Annotated in this window: 14 protein-coding genes, 1 tRNA gene and 3 pseudogenes; 6 read left to right on the forward strand and 12 right to left on the reverse strand. The window is 53.3% G+C overall.

Annotation, left to right across the window (positions count from 1 at the left end; all coding sequences use genetic code 11):
- On the reverse strand, nucleotides 1-879 hold an 879-nt coding region (locus tag AACS05_RS19755; protein WP_045447426.1), incomplete at its 3' end, for an Orn/Lys/Arg decarboxylase N-terminal domain-containing protein.
- 469 nt (nucleotides 880-1,348) lie between these two features.
- Here AACS05_RS19755 and AACS05_RS19760 point away from each other — a divergent pair.
- The 5 genes and pseudogenes from AACS05_RS19760 to AACS05_RS25030 form a co-directional block, all read left to right on the forward strand.
- The gene (locus AACS05_RS19760; RefSeq protein WP_045447429.1) at nucleotides 1,349-2,056 is read left to right on the forward strand and encodes a DUF554 domain-containing protein; all 708 of its coding nucleotides are present in this window, start codon (nucleotides 1,349-1,351) and stop codon (nucleotides 2,054-2,056) included.
- A gap of 105 nt (nucleotides 2,057-2,161) precedes the next feature.
- Nucleotides 2,162-2,237: transfer RNA gene (locus tag AACS05_RS19765), tRNA-Phe, on the forward strand.
- A gap of 162 nt (nucleotides 2,238-2,399) precedes the next feature.
- Nucleotides 2,400-2,948 (forward strand): annotated as a pseudogene (locus tag AACS05_RS19770) (tyrosine-type recombinase/integrase); the annotation flags it as partial.
- A 347-nt stretch (nucleotides 2,949-3,295) separates the two neighbouring features.
- Nucleotides 3,296-3,433, forward strand: a pseudogene (locus AACS05_RS19775) (reverse transcriptase); the annotation flags it as partial.
- 11 nt (nucleotides 3,434-3,444) lie between these two features.
- Nucleotides 3,445-3,559 (forward strand): annotated as a pseudogene (locus AACS05_RS25030) (IS3 family transposase); the annotation flags it as partial.
- 173 nt (nucleotides 3,560-3,732) lie between these two features.
- Here AACS05_RS25030 and AACS05_RS19780 read toward each other — a convergent pair.
- The 11 genes from AACS05_RS19780 to tssB all read right to left on the reverse strand — a co-directional run bounded on the left by AACS05_RS19780 (nucleotide 3,733) and on the right by tssB (nucleotide 15,469).
- Nucleotides 3,733-4,254 (reverse strand): toxin-antitoxin system YwqK family antitoxin, encoded by a 522-nt coding sequence (locus tag AACS05_RS19780; protein WP_045447432.1) that lies wholly within the window; start codon nucleotides 4,252-4,254, stop codon nucleotides 3,733-3,735.
- Entirely contained in the window at nucleotides 4,254-6,218 is a 1,965-nt protein-coding gene (locus AACS05_RS19785) for a type VI secretion system Vgr family protein (protein WP_052369294.1), read from the reverse strand. Before AACS05_RS19785 ends, AACS05_RS19780 begins: the two co-directional genes overlap by 1 nt.
- 136 nt (nucleotides 6,219-6,354) lie before the next feature.
- Complete coding sequence (locus AACS05_RS19790; protein ID WP_045447435.1) at nucleotides 6,355-6,603, reverse strand: type II toxin-antitoxin system Phd/YefM family antitoxin; 249 nt, start codon at nucleotides 6,601-6,603, stop codon at nucleotides 6,355-6,357.
- 147 nt (nucleotides 6,604-6,750) lie between these two features.
- Nucleotides 6,751-7,380 (reverse strand): hypothetical protein, encoded by a 630-nt coding sequence (locus AACS05_RS19795; protein WP_045447438.1) that lies wholly within the window; start codon nucleotides 7,378-7,380, stop codon nucleotides 6,751-6,753.
- A 25-nt stretch (nucleotides 7,381-7,405) separates the two neighbouring features.
- Nucleotides 7,406-9,928, reverse strand: coding sequence for a type VI secretion system ATPase TssH (tssH, locus tag AACS05_RS19800; RefSeq protein WP_045447441.1), 2,523 nt, complete (start codon nucleotides 9,926-9,928; stop codon nucleotides 7,406-7,408).
- Nucleotides 9,919-10,866, reverse strand: coding sequence for a type VI secretion system baseplate subunit TssG (gene tssG / locus AACS05_RS19805; RefSeq protein WP_045447444.1), 948 nt, complete (start codon nucleotides 10,864-10,866; stop codon nucleotides 9,919-9,921). Before tssG ends, tssH begins: the two co-directional genes overlap by 10 nt.
- On the reverse strand, nucleotides 10,830-12,551 hold the full coding sequence (tssF, locus tag AACS05_RS19810) for a type VI secretion system baseplate subunit TssF (protein ID WP_045447447.1): 1,722 nt from the start codon (nucleotides 12,549-12,551) through the stop codon (nucleotides 10,830-10,832). Before tssF ends, tssG begins: the two co-directional genes overlap by 37 nt.
- Nucleotides 12,552-12,571: 20 nt before the next feature.
- Nucleotides 12,572-12,952, reverse strand: a complete 381-nt coding sequence (gene tssE, locus AACS05_RS19815) for a type VI secretion system baseplate subunit TssE (protein WP_045447450.1) — start codon at nucleotides 12,950-12,952, stop codon at nucleotides 12,572-12,574.
- Nucleotides 12,952-13,437 (reverse strand): Hcp family type VI secretion system effector, encoded by a 486-nt coding sequence (locus AACS05_RS19820; RefSeq protein ID WP_043018228.1) that lies wholly within the window; start codon nucleotides 13,435-13,437, stop codon nucleotides 12,952-12,954. The genes tssE and AACS05_RS19820 overlap by 1 nt, the downstream gene beginning before the upstream one ends.
- 19 nt (nucleotides 13,438-13,456) lie before the next feature.
- Nucleotides 13,457-14,938, reverse strand: coding sequence for a type VI secretion system contractile sheath large subunit (gene tssC, locus AACS05_RS19825; protein WP_045447455.1), 1,482 nt, complete (start codon nucleotides 14,936-14,938; stop codon nucleotides 13,457-13,459).
- An 18-nt stretch (nucleotides 14,939-14,956) separates the two neighbouring features.
- Complete coding sequence (gene tssB / locus AACS05_RS19830; protein ID WP_043018227.1) at nucleotides 14,957-15,469, reverse strand: type VI secretion system contractile sheath small subunit; 513 nt, start codon at nucleotides 15,467-15,469, stop codon at nucleotides 14,957-14,959.
- Nucleotides 15,470-15,841: 372 nt separating this feature from the next.
- On the opposite strand from tssB, the gene AACS05_RS19835 reads away from it, so the two are divergent.
- The gene (locus tag AACS05_RS19835; RefSeq protein WP_045447457.1) at nucleotides 15,842-16,300 is read left to right on the forward strand and encodes a hypothetical protein; all 459 of its coding nucleotides are present in this window, start codon (nucleotides 15,842-15,844) and stop codon (nucleotides 16,298-16,300) included.
- The last annotated feature ends 13 nt before the right edge of the window (nucleotides 16,301-16,313 follow it).

Below are 16,313 nucleotides of genomic sequence, written 5' to 3' on the forward strand. Positions count from 1 at the left end.
CCGGGCGTTGTAGATCGTCCCGTCATACGTGCCAAGCTGAATAATTGCCAGACGGAACGGGCGCGGCTGTTCGGCCTTTTGCGGTGCAACCTCCCGGATCTGCTGGCGCAAATATTCCTCATCAAAACAGTGCTCATCAATACCACCAATAAAGCCAAACGGATTGCGTGCCGCCTCCAGATAAACCGGCGTGGCTCCAGCCTGAATCAGAGCACCATGATGGTTCGACTTGTGGTTATTACGGTCAAATAGCACCAGATCGCCACGCGTCAGTAACGCATTAGTCACCACTTTATTTGCAGCCGATGTGCCATTCAGAACAAAGTAGGTTTTATCCGCATGGAAAACTTTAGCGGCAAATTTTTGCGCATGTTTGGCCGACCCTTCATGGATGAGCAGATCGCCCAGTTTGACGTCAGCATTGCACATATCCGCACGAAACAGATTTTCGCCAAAAAACTCGTAGAAATGACGACCCGCTGGATGCTTCTTGAAAAACTCGCCATGCTGATGTCCCGGGCAGGCAAAGGTGCTGTTCCCCATTTCAACATACTGAGTCAACGTGTCATAAAACGGCGGCAACAGCTCTTCCTCATAACGACAGGCTGCGGACTCAAGCTCCAGCCAGTCCTGTGCATTACCGCGAATAATTGCCTCAACGCCTGCAGGTACACCCACATCAGTCTCTGAAAAAATAAACACGGGCAAATGAAAACCTGTGCGTTTAAGCAACGAAAGGATCCCACTGCGGCTGTCCGCAACAGTAATGACGACTGCCGCAACATCAGTAAAATCGGTACTGTCCAGCGACACCACCTGACGATGGGTAGACAGGCGAGAGACCAGTTCACCACTGGCGGCAATATTCATTGATTTCATAAGCGCAAAAACCTGTTTCGGGAAAGTCAAAAGCCCCGGGCAAAGCTGCATTGCTTCGCCCTACGAAATGACAGGTCAAACTGGTAACCAGCCCCGACCGCCAGACATCAGTAAAAGCAGATAGCCTCTGATTTTACTGTTATCCTGCAGTGAGCGTGCGTTGCCGTCACCGCATAGTGGGAGAGTGAAAAAATATCGCAGGAAGGGGCAATCTTCGCGCATAAAGGCGATGTTGAAGGCGATGTAGGGGGAATATATTCATCCCAGGCAGCCCCGTCAGACAGGAGAAAATTCGCGCAATTTTGGCACCTTTAACTATCAGGCGCAAGACAAAATCCTATGCATATATCTTGCAGATAAACACCCATTTTTCCGATCGATAGCGTCATAATAATGCAATCTGAAAACATAAACACACCCGGGCCATTGCCTTTAGCATCAAGACGATAACGGGTAATCAGGAGCGAATGTGGTAATCGGACCTTTTATTAATGCCAGCGCCATTTTATGTGGCGGTGTTCTCGGCACACTACTCAGCCAGCATTTACCAGAACGTATTCGAGTCTCAATGACCTCTATTTTCGGGCTGGCCTCTCTGGGTATTGGGATTTTACTGGTAATTAAGTGCGCCAATCTGCCAGTCATGGTTCTGGCAACGCTGGTCGGCGCGTTAATCGGCGAGATTTGTTATCTGGAAAAAGGGATTAACGCTGCTGTAGCTAAAGCACAACAGGTTTTCACCAGATCAGATGTAAATGCAACGCATGAGTCTTTTATCCAAAGCTATGTAGCAATCATTGTGCTTTTTTGCGCCAGCGGTACTGGGATCTTTGGGGCGATGCATGAAGGGATGACTGGCGACCCTAATATTTTAATCGCTAAGTCTTTTCTCGATTTCTTCACCGCCGCCATCTTCGCCTGCTCGCTGGGTATTGCGGTATCAGCCATTTGCGTGCCGGTGCTGGCAATCCAGTTAACTTTGGTCACCTGTGCTGCGTTGATTTTGCCGCTGACAACGCCTGCAATGATGGCCGATTTTAGCGCTGTAGGCGGATTATTGCTGCTGGCAACCGGCTTACGCATTTGTGGAATCAAAATGTTCGCGGTCGTTAATATGCTTCCTGCTCTGCTACTGGCAATGCCGCTTTCCGCTGCATGGACTGCATTTTTTGCCTGAGAATGCGTGCAATACCAGCAATCTGGTGATAGATTGTGCAGTCTGCATTGAATTGAAGAAATTTCGTTGACGAAACGAAGCGAATCGGTTTTAATGCGCCTCGTTGCCCGGATAGCTCAGTCGGTAGAGCAGGGGATTGAAAATCCCCGTGTCCTTGGTTCGATTCCGAGTCCGGGCACCATATTTTTGTCTTGGGATGTCTCAGTAAGTCCGAGGACATATAAAAATCAGTAAGTTAAAGAGACCCGATGGTATCATTGAATACCAATGGGTCTTTTGACATCCATAGTTTTTGGGGGCTTAATTGGGGGCCTGTCGGTTCGATAAACTATGGAGCCCCACCATGCCACTCTCCGATACCGCTATCCGCAACGCAAAACCTCTCGATAAACCTTACAAGCTTACCGATGCTCAAGGCCTGTACCTGCTGATTAAACCCAATGGCTCTAAACTCTGGCAACTCAAGTACCGTTTTGGCGGTAAAGAGAAGAAGCTGGCGTTTGGCGCTTACCCTGTTGTCTCACTGGCGAATGCCCGTAAGCTACGTGAAGAAGCCAAAGCTACCCTCAGCGCTGGGGACGATCCAGGTGAGAAAAAGCGACAGGAGAAACAGGCGAAAAAAAGCGGCAATACCTTTGAAGAGGTTGCCCGAAAGTGGCTGGCAAAAAATATCCGCTGGTCAGAAAACCACGCTGCAAAAATCCAGCGCTCGCTGGAGCTGCATGTTTTCCCGCTCATAGGCAAATTTCCTGTCACCGATTTGAAAACCGCCGATCTGCTGATCCCGCTGCGGGTGGCTGAGAAAAAGGGGAATCTGGAAACCGCCGCGCGGATACAGCAGCGCACCACAGCCATTATGCGCTATGCGGTGCAGGAAAGCCTGATTGCCAGCAGGCTGGGGCAGTTAAAAGGATAAGTGTGAAATTTGACCTCTGTCGCAGTCAACTGCGAGCCGGCGTTTGCGGAGGTATTCACCGGTAGGGGCTGCCATCCTGAGTTCCTCAGGCGCTTCTTTCAGGCCATGAAGCATGGGCGCTGTCGACGACAGCATTGTGCAATACGGAGCTTACATCCGGTCAGTGAGCGTGAAAAGAGGAAACTCTTTTTTGCTAAAAAAGAGTTGTCTGTAGATTTATTCAGGATTTTGTGAATGTAAATTTACTTTACGCACATTCCTCATCCAAGTAACTCACCAGAAGCGCAGGCTTTTCCGCAAACGCAGTCGTTACGGCGATATGCCTGTACCGGTTGGTGGGGCAAGGCAAGAACCTGTTCCGCTGGCGTCTACCAGAAGGTAATCCCTATCTGAGGACGGAAGCCAGAAACACCTATACATCGCGCTACACTGACGTGGCAATGGCGTTTGCCAACATTTAAATGGAGAGCCGGATGCACTAATGATGGCGGTCTGGCGACGTAAACCGAACAGCGAGGTCATCGTACACTCGGACAGTAAAAAGCCTCCGGAATTTCAGTCACTGGCGGCTTTTTCTTGCAACAAATTTTAGTGATGAAGCTTAGCATCCCATGATTGTTAATGGTGCAGGACTTATACCTGCCTGAGCATACAAGATGAGATATCGCCCCCTGCTTACATAAAGAGAGGGCTTATCTGGCGCGGCGGCAACAACCAGGTGGTACATCATTTGCGTTAAGAGGCGCTCTGGAGAGGCTTTTCACAGCCTCTCCGTCCATTTGCTCATTCGCGACTGCGCTTTACCCGTGGCATCAATGGCGCGCCCATCCGGCAACCAGCGTTGCGCCTCACCTTTCATTATCCCTTTTTCATAAGATAAACGCTGGGCAAGCGTCCCGCCCGGATAAAACTGTTCGCTGAGGGCGTGGCGCAGCCCTTGCTGCCACTGTTCACGTAGCTGTACCTGCCCGGAAGGATAAAAGCTGCGGCATTCGCCGTGCAGTTGACCGTTAAGCCACTGCTCTTCTCGCAGTAGCTCACCATTTTCCGAGAAGTAACGAGCAATACCGTCCGGCTTGCCCTCACGATACGCCTGCTGCATGGCAAGCTGGCCGTTAGGATACCAGCGCTCCATAATCCCATTCAGCGCACCCTGCTGATAATGCAAAACCGCCAGCAGGCGTCCGTTTTCTTCAATTCGCGTTTCACCGTTAAGCTGGTCATTTGCAAAATTTGCCCGTAGCAGGGTGCTATCCTGTTGATACTCCAGCGTATCGCTCATCAATTAATCTTCACCATCCCGCCCTTAATCACCAGCATCCCGCCGCCATCCACGGTCTGAGTGGCGCTGGCTTTGCTGGTGAGCGTGGCTTTCGCTTCATGCGTTATCGTCGCGGCTTTTTGCGTCAGTGAGGCTTTCGCTTCACTGGCGATGTTGGTGGCATCCAGCTTCATACTTGTCGCCGCGCTGGCGTTAAGGCCCGCTCCGCTCTTGATGTCCAACGTTTTGCCGCTCTCCAGGGTGAGCGTACCGCTGACCTTAATCGTCAGGTTTCCGTCGACGTTCAGCGTGTAGTTGCCCTTTACCTTATGCGTCTCGTTGCCGTCGATGGCGTGTTCCTGATCGCCCTTCACCGTGACGCTGCGCTTCTCTTTTACCTCCAGCGTGTCGCTGCCTTTTTCGATTTTCACCGTGCGATTGCCTTTTTTTAGGGTAACCGCTTCGTTGCCCTCTTCAACGGTGCGCGTGCGATCGTTTTTGACGCTCTGAATGTCGTCATGGCTGATAGTCGTTTTGCTGTCGTTGAGCACCGTAAGCAGGAAGTCTTTCTGCGCCTGCATCGCCAGCAGTTCGGCATCTTTTTTATCGTCGAAGCGCAGTTCGTTAAAACCTTTTTCACTGTGGGTTTTTATCCCGGACTGGGTTTGATTCGCCGGAAGCGCATAAGGCAACGCATTCGCGCCGTTATACACACAGCCGGTAATGAGCGGTTTATCCGGGTCGCCGTCGATAAAGCTCACAACCACTTCCTGACCGATGCGCGGGATAAACTGCGCGCCAAAGCCGTTGCCGCTCCAGACGGTGGCGCCCCGCAGCCAGCAGGAGCTGGTTTCGTCATTTTTACCCTCTCTGTCCCACGGGAACTGCACCTTCACCCGACCAAGCTTATCGGTCCAGATCTCTTCTCCCGACTTGCCAACCACCGTCGCCGTCTGGGTATGCATAAACGGTACTGGCGTGCTGCTCTGCGGGCGGTATAGCGTGGCTTTTGGAATGGCGGTAAAGCGGTTGCGATAGTGCTCGCCGTCGTACTCGTGGCTGACAGCAGTGATTAGCCAGTCGATGTTCAATGCTTCGTCGTCGTGCTCGGTTAAGGTGAACCAGTGCCCGGCCATCAGCGCCGCGCAGTCGCTTTCACCGACCAGCTGTTTGGCCTGCGCCTTCAGGGCGTTAACCTTCCACGCCGCCAGCGCGTCGCCTTCGGCTTTAACGCTAAAACGCCCCGGATGCTGATACTGCATCTCGCCCTTCTTCTCCCCGCCCTGCGCAAACAGCGCCGCTTTTGGCTGCTCGTAGTTATAGTCGCTGCTCTGGAACCCCTGCGCGGTGGCCTGCAAACGCAGCTGCGCCGAACGAATCATGCCGGTTTCCCGCGCGCCGCTTGCTGCCGCCTGATACTTGACCTTTTTATCGCCAGTAATCGGCGGGAAGGCGCTGTTATCATCCGCCAGCACCAGCGTGTGCTTGCCTGCTGCGTGGGTAAAGAACCAGAAAATTCCCTCCTGCTCCAGCAGCCGCGAGACAAAATTAAAATCGCTTTCGTTGTATTGCAGGCAGTATTCACGCTTCGCCGGTTTGCTTTTCAGTTGGAATTTGTAGTCGCTAAACCCGGCGTCCTTAAACACCTTCTCGACGATCTCCTGCGCGCTGAGGTTCTGAAAGACGCGGTTATTGCTGGAGAGCGTCAACCACCATAGCCATGGGCGCAGCACAAACTGATAGCGATCGGCGTTGCTGGTCGCCGGAAGCTGGTGCGCCTCGGCAATCAGCCCGTCGTAATCGGCGTTGTTGATGGTGGCGGTCAGATGCGTTGCCAGCGCGTTGTCGAGGGTTAACGGCGCGGAAGTGGTGGCGGCGACGGTGGCGGTGGTCAGGCCGTTAAGCCGGGAATCGGTCTGCGCGGTGGCGGCGACCAGATCGGTTAATGTTGGGGAGGTAAGCTTGATGATGGTGGAATCTGACATATGAAATTCCTTTTATATTTGTCGAGTACGTTATGCCCGGTGGCGCTACGCTTACCGGGCCTACAGAATGTGCAGTCTTTGTAGGCCGGATAAGGCAAAGCCGCCATCCGGCAGTTCTGCATCCAAAATAACGTAATTACAGATCATTTAAAGATACCTTTATTCGCTTTCCACCTTCGCGTTCGTCAGCAATGCGGTTTAGTTCGGCGTCTTCTGCTTGCTCCAGCAAATACGCATAAACCGCAGGCGGCACGCAATAAAAGGCAGGCTCGTTGCGGTTCAGTATCGCCACCGCTTCGCCATCCCCGGCGTTGACCGTCCCCATCGGGTTACGTTTCAGGTCGGTGATGCTGGCTGCGGTTTTGGTCAGTATGTGAAATGGCATGGTTGTTTCCTCGTTAATGAGGTTTTAGTATAGGCCACAAAAGGTACTTTTAAAAGCATCATTAAAAATGCTTTTACTACGCCAAAACCATGGCATTATGGTCTGTTGCCCGGTTAACGGCGCGGAGGTGGTTATAATTAAATTCATTCACTTGTCATAAAAAGACATTTTACATGGAAAAACATCAAATAATTTTTCATATTTATTACTAACTGGGGAGTGATATACCCCAGAATAAAAAACCTTCCATTTACCTTCATGGCGTACACATATAGGATAATATGAAAAATAGCCACAACCAAATTTCTTTTCTTTTAAAAATTTTTCACCAAAATAATAAGGGCCAGCATAATTCCTATATTCCACTCTACAGACGCATTTTCCCTGCACAGTAATTTTACCTAATGATGTCCCATCTGAATCATGAAAAAAGATAAATTTTCTATCATTTTTATTTACCTGTAATGCACAACCATTCATTCCTGTTGATATGGCCAACGCTCCATTTTTTTGAGGAATTGGAACCTCACAACTTCCAACCCCTCCCAATCCATTGGTAACAAAGGGGAAATACCAATCACTACCGGAGCTATTTGTTAATATCAACTTATATATGTTATCTTTTACTTTAACACACGTCACACTACAATTCCCTGAATTTAAAATTTCACCTTCAGCAATATCGACAAGAAAAACATACTGTAAGAGTGCCAACTCAGGGTTCGTTCGTAACAAGGCAAGTTTCGTATCACCATCATCCCATTTAAATGACCACATATTATTCTCCTTTTATAGATACGACTCAATTAATAACTTGTAATTTTCTCTCCATCACTTCCTCAACCACCAGATTCTCAACATCCCTGGCCCCCACTCCTTTACATTTCTCCATTACCCTTTCTACCAATCCATACTCCATATTTAATTTCTCTCCCGTCGCCACGAAATATCGCTGCGCTAATTTCTCCAGTTTCGCCAGCACAATCCCCTTCAATATCTCCTCATCCAGTGCGCGATAGGCCACCGTGGTCATCCTTGCTAAAAACGCCGGGCGGAAATGGGTTAATAGTTCCTCGCGCAGCGCCTCGTTGAACCGCTCGCTGTTTAATTCCCCCGCAGGCGTGTCGAGAATTAATTCCGCGCCGACGTTGCTGGTCGCCAGCATCACCGTATTTTTGAAATCGACAATCAGTCCGGTGCCGTCTTCCATTACGCCCTTATCGAAAACGTTATAAAACGCCTCCAGCACGTCCGGGTGCGCCTTTTCGATTTCGTCGAGCAGCACCACCGAATAGGGACGACGGCGCACGGCTTCGGTTAACGCCCCACCGCTGCCATAGCCCACATAGCCCGGCGGCGCGCCTTTCAACTGGCTGACGGTGTGCGCCTCCTGGTACTCAGAAAGATTAATAGTGATCAGATTGCGTTCACCGCCGTACAGGGCGTCGGCCAGCGCATACGCGGTTTCGGTTTTGCCCACGCCGGTTGGCCCCACCAGCAGGAACACGCCGACCGGCTTTTGCGGGTCAGTCAGGCCGCTGCGATAGGCGCGCAGGCGTTGGGCGATGGTCTCCAGCGCTGCCTGTTGACCCATTACCCGAGCACTCATCCGTTCAACCAGCGTACGCAGAGCGTGGGCTTCGTCGGTGAGCATCTGCCCAAGCGGAATGCCCGTCCAGCCGCCGATCACCGCCGCCACCGTGGCGGGATCGACACAATCCGGCACCAGCGGCACCTCGTCGCGCAGTTGGGCAGCGGCGGTTTCCAGCTTGCCAATCAGCGCCGCGCACTCCACCAGCTCTTGCTCCAGTTCCTCGTCATCGTCCAGCCGCGCACTGAGATCCAGCATCCGCTGGCGGGCAGCGAGCAGTTCACCGACCCGCTGACGCTCATCCTGCCAGCGCCCTTCCACTTCCCGCGCCTGAATGTGCAGTTTCTCCGACAGCGCTTCCAGTTCACACAGTCGGTCGTGATGATCGACGCCCACCAGCAACTCGCGGTTGAGGCGTTCACTCTCTTCTTCGATGGCCGCCTGCTGCTGACGGATCTCCTCAAGCTGGGGCGGCACGTCATGCTGCGCCAGCGCCACTCTGGCGCAGGCAGTGTCGAGCACGCTGATGGCTTTGTCCGGCAGTTGGCGCCCGGAGATGTAGCGCTGCGACAGACGCACCGCCTCGCGGATGGCGGTATCGAGGATCTGCACGCCGTGGTGTGCCTCGAGCTTGTCGGCCACCGCCCGCAGCATCACCACCGCGCTGTTCTCGTCCGGCTCTTCAATCTGGATACGCTGAAAACGCCGATCCAGCGCCGGATCCTTTTCGAAATATTTTTTGTACTCCTGCCAGGTGGTCGCGGCGATGGTGCGCAGTTCCCCACGCGCCAGCGCCGGTTTCAGCAGGTTGGCGGCGTCACTGCCGCCCTCGGCGCCGCCCGCGCCAATCAGCGTGTGGGCTTCGTCGATAAATAAAATGATCGGTTGCGGGGATTTTTTTACCGCGTCGATCACCCCTTTCAGCCGCTGTTCAAATTCACCTTTCACGCCCGCGCCCGCCTGCAACAGGCCGAGATCCAGCGACAGCAGAGCGACATCGCGCAGCGGCGGCGGCACACTTCCTTCGGCAATGCGTCGCGCCAGCCCTTCAGCGACGGCGGTTTTGCCCACCCCCGGCGCGCCAACCAGAATCGGGTTGTTTTGCCTGCGGCGCAGCAGGATGTCGATACACTGGCGGATCTCCGCGTCGCGCCCGATGATCGGATCGATCAGCCCTTCCCGCGCATCACGGGTCAGATCGTGGGTGTATTGATCCAGCACGCCGCCTTCACGCTCCGGGTTTTCTCCCGTATGCGTGTCGCTTAATTCTTCAACGGAGCCACGACACCAGCTCTGCCACTGGTTTTCCATCACCCCCGCCGGAAGCTGCAACAGCAGCGGCATTCCCTGCGCTAGCTGGGTGCGCAGACGTTCTCGGGTGAGTAAGGCTTGCAGCAACAACGCAGAACGGACCTTCAACAGGCGCTGGAAAGCCGCCAACAAAACCGCACCTTCCAGCAATTCCACCAGTTGCACGGAAAATACCGGCATCCGCGTGCAGCCCGATTTAAACTGCGCCTGGGCGCTATGGATCTCTTCGCGCAGCGTGTCGACGGAAATCGCCGCGCCGCTCAGGCAATACGCGAGATCACAGTGTTCATCATCGAGCAATGCCAGCAGCAGATGCTCCGGCTCAACAAACCAGTGTCCCTGCGCCCGGCTGCGTTCGGCGGCCTGCTCCAGCGCACGAAAGCAAACCGGATTCAGTCGTTGTACCAGCTCTTTTAAGTCCATGCGTTGTTCTCCTCAAGTTGCTGTTGGCAGTGAAACACGGCGGGTTTACGCCCTGCCAGTTGAGCGGTATAGCCCAAACGCGGCGGCGTATCGCGACTCAGGCAGTGGTCAAGATTTAGCGTCCCGCGCATCATCAGTTGCAGCGTTATCCCTGGGCCAAACCAGATTTGCCCCAGTTTGCTGAGCTGAAGAAAGGCTTGCCCATCGGATAAAAACGCCCGCCACCGGGTGGGGCTTTCAGCATGCAGGTGCACCCGCAGCGCCGCATGCTGATTCCAAATCCGTCGCCCGGCGACGCTGTTGCGCCCCAGCCGACATCCCGTCCGGCTTATGGATGCCTGCGGCAAAGGCTGCCAGCGGCCGACAAACTCTTCGACATGCACGGTGACGTTCAGTACGGCCTCGACCAGCGCCACAAATCCAGCCGCAGAACGCCTGCGATTCGTCAGGCTGCCGCATTGCATCAGCAGGCTCTGCACCTGCGCAGACTCATGCTTTTCCATAGCATCAAGCCTGAAACCACACAGTGCCCGCATCACCGACAGCCCCGGCGCGTTCTCGCGGCGCGCGTAGGGCGTAGCCAGCCGATACAGGCTCAGGCTTCGGTAGTGATGCTGAATAAAACGCTGTTGAAACATAAAGATAAAATCTTGCGGTGCGCTGTTTTTATCCTGCGTCGCCTGCTGCAGCCATTCCAGCCAGCCGTAGGGCAGTACGCCATCCGCACCTCCCGGCCCGAGGCTACGCACCTGGAGAACGTCGTTGTTCAGCGCGCCAAGTTCCGCAGGCGCAAACGCCAGTCCCAGCTCGCCCCGCAGTTCGGGCGTGTCGCCGCTCGCGTGTAAAATACTGAGGCACTGCTCCAGCGAAAAGCGCCACGGCTCGCCCTTAAGTTGCGCCATTACGCTATCAGCGCGGTCTGTTCGACGTCTGTCCATAGCGACAGCTCCTCCCCTTCATCCAGCAATACCGTACGTACAAAGCAGTTAGCGGTCGCGTTACGCGCCAGAAAACGGGCGACAATCCCCGCAAACAACAGCCGACTGTTGCCCGTAAATGCCTGTGGGTCGAGGGTCAGCGTCAGCCGAATACCGTTATGCCAGCCGCGCCAGGCATCGCCTCCGCGGTGCTCGCTAACCCGCTGGCAACACATCTCGCGGATGCCATTTATCTGTTGCCAGACGGCGGGTGACGCAGAGGAAGGGGCATACAGCGCCAACAGCTCTTTGAGCGAGTCCAGAGCCCTCTCTCCCTCGGTCAATGAAAGGTGATTGAGCGCCAGCGAAGAAAGCAGTTTCCAACGCGCATCTCGCTGCAAGGCGGGCGCAGAAGGCGTGGTCGGCGTTCCCAATAAATGCACCTGCGCGACCGGACCAGGGACTTCAAAGGTCAGAGGCGTTCCCGCACAAAGCTGTGCAGCCTTCTCACCGTTACTGCACCAGAGCGTCGCCGTCAGGCTTGTCTCTTCGTCCGGAGCAAACGGGTCGAAGCGGCTGTCCACCAGGGTTAACCACAGCGCATTGCCCTGCTGGGGGTTGCGCCGCGCATGCCAGAACCAGAGGGACTCGCTATGCCCGCGGGCCGAGTAATATGCAGGCACGCGCCAGGCCTCCTCACGGCGGCTCATCCACAGCGTCTGTACACGGTAGATCTGGACATGGTGATCGTGATGATCGGCCACTAGCCGATGCTCGCTGCGGGTATGCCCGGCGATCAGCGGCTCAGAGGTCCGGGTGAAAAGGTTAACGATTGGCACACAGCCCAGACGAATATCACCCGAGTGAATATGCTGTGCCCCCGGCGGAGCGCGATCGAAAGGAATGCACAAGGTCATGCCATCGCCATCCTTCGTCGGCGGCAGCGGCAAATCAAAATACATCAGCGCCTGCGGACAGTTCATCCAGGCACTGAGCGCCAGCACGCTGGACTCTACGCCCGGTTCGCAGGGCAAAATCTTTTCGGCATTCAGCAGGCCAATGGGATATGGGCGCAGCGGCCCGATGACATGGGCGTACAACAAATCAAACAGCGTGGCGTTGATTTGCGGCGAGCCGCTGAGATGAATGCGCAACTGTGTTACCGCCAACGTTGAAAACTGATGTGGCGGCAGGCAACGTAGCTGAATCCGCAACGCGCCGCGCGCCCGCATCAGCCCGGTTAACTGCCGGGCCAGGGCCGCATCACACCAGCTAACATCTTCAATCTCAATAGGCCACAGCGTTTGCGCCAGCGCGGTACGCCACCAGACCGTCTCGCCGCTTTCCGTTAGCGCGTAAAGCGGCGTTCCGGCTGGAAGGGCGTAACCCCGACTCAAATCGCCTGCCAGCGGATCCGCAGTAAAACTGGCGGTAGCAGAGGAAGGAAACGGTCGTATTGCATGGGGAGAAAGCTGCTCCAGTAGCGATTCGCACAGCTCGCCGAAGCCGTCGTCAAGGCGCTGATGCAGTCTGGCGCTTTGCAGAGCGAAGCCTTCTAAAAGCCGTTCAACATGCGGATCCGGGCAATCAAATTCGCTCAGCCGCAGACGAGAGGCTACGTGCGGGTGCCGATGGGCGAACTCCCCGCTGGCTTTTCGCAACCATCGCAATTCCTGCAGATAATTTTCCAGCAATCGATCGTCCATTGATCTCCCCCTTTCGCGGGTTATTGCCAACTGCCGTTTTGATACGCCAGACTCAGCGTCAACGGGTCGTCATCGTTCCACAGCATCGCTTCAATGCGTAGCGCCAGCGTCTGATGATGCGCATCCTTCACACTGATAGTTAGCGCCTGGATCCGCGGCTCGTTGCGTAAAATGGCTGCGCGTAGCCGGCGACAATACCAGCTAAGCACTCGTTCATCGCCCGCGTTCAGTCCATGCCATTCCGGGACGCCCCAGGCAAGCAGCAGCGGCAACGCGTCATCATCCGCAGGAGCGCGGGAGTTGAACAATCGCCTCAGCTCCCGGCACACCGACTCGCGCGGCGTAACACCTTCATCCATCAGTCTGTCGAACAATGCAACCGGGATGGATGATTTCATCATCAACCACCATTTTTATTCATCGCCATATCCCAGGTCGACGCCGCCGCACCTTTCTCCGCCCCTTCTAATTTTTGGGCCTTCAATTCCCATTTAATTTTGCTGAAGTTGAGGGATAGCGTTTCAACAGGTTTACCGCCCGAGCCGCCGCTGACGCTGATATGTGAAATCAATACGTTGTCGAGGGTATAGACAATAAACGGCAGCACCGAATCGCCATCATTGCGACATAGCGTTAAAACAGCCTGCGTAATCATTTTCCCGGAACAACAGTAAAGATTAAGTTCAGGAGTGGAAATATCGACAAATTTGGTCAGTGACATCTCCCCCACATGCGCCCGACCAGACGTACGGTTGGTGTTACTCACATCATTAGTAACCTGCATCGCAACATTATGGCTGAAGGACATAATTTCAATTTGGTCTACATATCCATCAACGTTGCTGTCACCTTTGATCGGATCAATCTTTAAAAAAATAGCATCCATAGAATCTTCCCTTATGTAATTAAGCCGATACAGGCGGTGGCAATTCCGCCACCAGGCGGATAGATGTGGTCAATTCTTCCAGTTGGAAATGAGGGCGCAGGAATACCACCGCGCGATAGACACCAGGTTTGCCGGGAACATCCAGTACGTCTATCCGTGCTTCGCGCAACGGATATTGCGCCTTGATCTCCTGCGGTGCTGTGTCGCTGAGTAGCACGTAACTGGCAATCCAGTTATTGAGGAATCGCTCAACATCTTCGCGACTCAAAAAACTGCCGACTTTGTCGCGCATAATGACTTTCAGGTAGTGCGCAAAGCGGGAGGCGGCAAGGACGTACGGCAGCATCGCCGAGATCCGCGCATTAGCGTTGGCTTCAGGCGTGTTGTAGATTTTTGCCTGGTTGGTGGTTTGCCCGCCAAAAAACGCGGCGGTATTCGTATTCTTTTTATGACACAGCGCGATGAACCCAAGATCGTTCAACTCTTTTTCACGGCGATCGGTAATGGCTACCTCCGTCGGACAGCGCAGACTGATATCACCGGATGGCGTGGAGAAAGTATGCGCCGGGAGGCCTTCCACCAGTCCGCCACCTTCTGCGCCACGAATCGCCGCGCACCAGCCATATAAAGCAAACGCCTCGGTAATGCGATTGGCCAGTACCCAGGCGGCATTCCCCCACAGGTATTTGCTGGCATCCAGGCCGTTAACGTCCTCGATAAAGTTTACCCCGTCTACCGGCACCGTATCCGGCCCGTAGGGCAGACGCTGTAAAACGTGCGGCAGCACCAGCGAGACATAGCGCGAGTCGTCGCTTTCACGGAAAGCTCGCCATTTGATCATCTCGGTGCTTTCGAAGATCTTCGCCAGATCGCGTGGCACGCTCAGCTCAGCGAACGATCCCATATCAAACAAGCGCGGGCTGGCAGCGGCAATAAACGGCGCATGAGCGGCCGCCGCAACCTGAGATATTTTCTCCAGCAGCGCCACGTCCTGCGGATGACGGCCAAACTCAAAATCCCCCACCAGCACACTATAGGGATTGCCACCAAAGGTGCCGTACTCATCTTCGTACAGCTTTTTGAACAGCGTGCTCTGATCGAACTCAACCGCTTTTTCCAGATCGTCCTGCAACTCTTTGCGCGAGACATTCAGCAGTCGTAACTTCAATCGCGTACTGGTTTCGGTGTTCATTACAAACTGATGCAACCCACGCCAGGAAGACTCCAGCTTCTGGGTATCCGGATGATGCAACACCTCATTCAACTGGGCGCTGATAAGCTCATCGATCTGCGCAATACGGTGGTTGATCATCGCCACAGTGTCGCTTCCGATCGCCATTCCTTCATCGAGGATTTGCGTCGCCAGCTCTTCCAGCATGTCCCGCGCATAGGTCTGTTGCAGCTCATCACGAGCCATCCGTCCTTCCTGAATAATGCGGTCCAGTACGCTCAGCGTAACGGTCTGTCCACTCGTTTCAGTTTGTTCTTGCACATTCTCCATTGCTCTTCTCCTTTTCCGTTACGCGTTTTCAGCTGGTTTTTCTTCAGCAGCAGGTCTTAACGCCTGAAGTTCTGCGTTATCGTTTACCACCTGCTGTAACAACGCATCCAAATCGTCGTTACCATCCAGTTTGGTGAGGAGGTCGCGCAAGCGTTGGCGGGCGAGGAAAAGACGCTGGAGGGGTTTAACCTGATTGATAATATTGAGCGGCGAAAAGTCGTCGAACTCGTTAAAGCGCAGCTCAACGTTCAATTTGCTGCCATCATTAGCCAGACGATTTTCTACCTGAACCGCCAGACGAGGTGAGATGGAGGAAAGCACATCATCGAAATTATCACGATCGATTTCGACGAACCGGCGCTCACGTAATTTTGCGGGTGGGGATGCTGGATGCCCGGATAAATCAGCCAGAATACCAACAACCAAGGGAAGTTCTTTTTTCTCAATCGCCCCACCCGTTTCCACATCATACGTTATTTGTACGCGCGGCGGCCTAATACGGTTGAGTTTATGCTGTATGCTCTCGGCCATATTTAATCCTTTTTTATTGCAATAGTATCCCTGGTACGATATTTGCCGCACCATTATTCGAAAAGTGATATTCATGAATAGCTACTTGCAATATAAAAAACACAACAAAAAATAAATATCAACTTAATTTTTGTTTTTTGCACAAAAATAAAACATTTAATAAAAATCAATTAACCTAAAATTAATCAATAAAAATCAATAAGTTACATAAAAATTAATTGAAAATAATACTTTACGCGGGAAATATAAATCACATGAATATTTAAATGTTAACGAATTTTATTACTTCAGATTCGTCCAGTAATGATTTAAGTCAAAAACAGAATCATTGCTATTAATTACCTTCTTAAGGAAGATATAAAAGGATTTTATATGACAAACGGCCTACGCCATCCAGCCAGCATAATATTATTCAGTATTTTAATTTTACTGAGTAGCGGCTGTTCATTGTGGCAAAACCGTGTGGCATTTAATGATGTGGTCATTGAAACCGTAGCAGATGCAAACGATAACACACCAGTCGCAGTGGATATTGTCGCGGTTGCCGATAACGCGTTGCTGCCAACCGTACAAACGCTTAGTGCAACACAATGGTTTAACGCCAAATCACAACTACTGCGCGATAGCCCTGACGGGCTGCACGTTTGGTCGCTGGAGCTGGTGCCGAATTCGCGTTTTGTGACCAAAAGCTCCCCTCTGCAGGGCGTTAAGGCAGAAGCAATTCTGCTGTTTGCCCGCTACAGCAGCGCAGGAGAACACCGCTTAAGACTGGATAAAGCAGATTCATTGCATCTGCTGCTAATGACGGATGAAGCAGTCCTGGCCCTCTGAACAAGGAAAGTAC

It is taken from the genome of Citrobacter sp. S-77 (genome assembly GCF_963864895.1).
Lineage (GTDB): Bacteria > Pseudomonadota > Gammaproteobacteria > Enterobacterales > Enterobacteriaceae > Citrobacter > Citrobacter murliniae.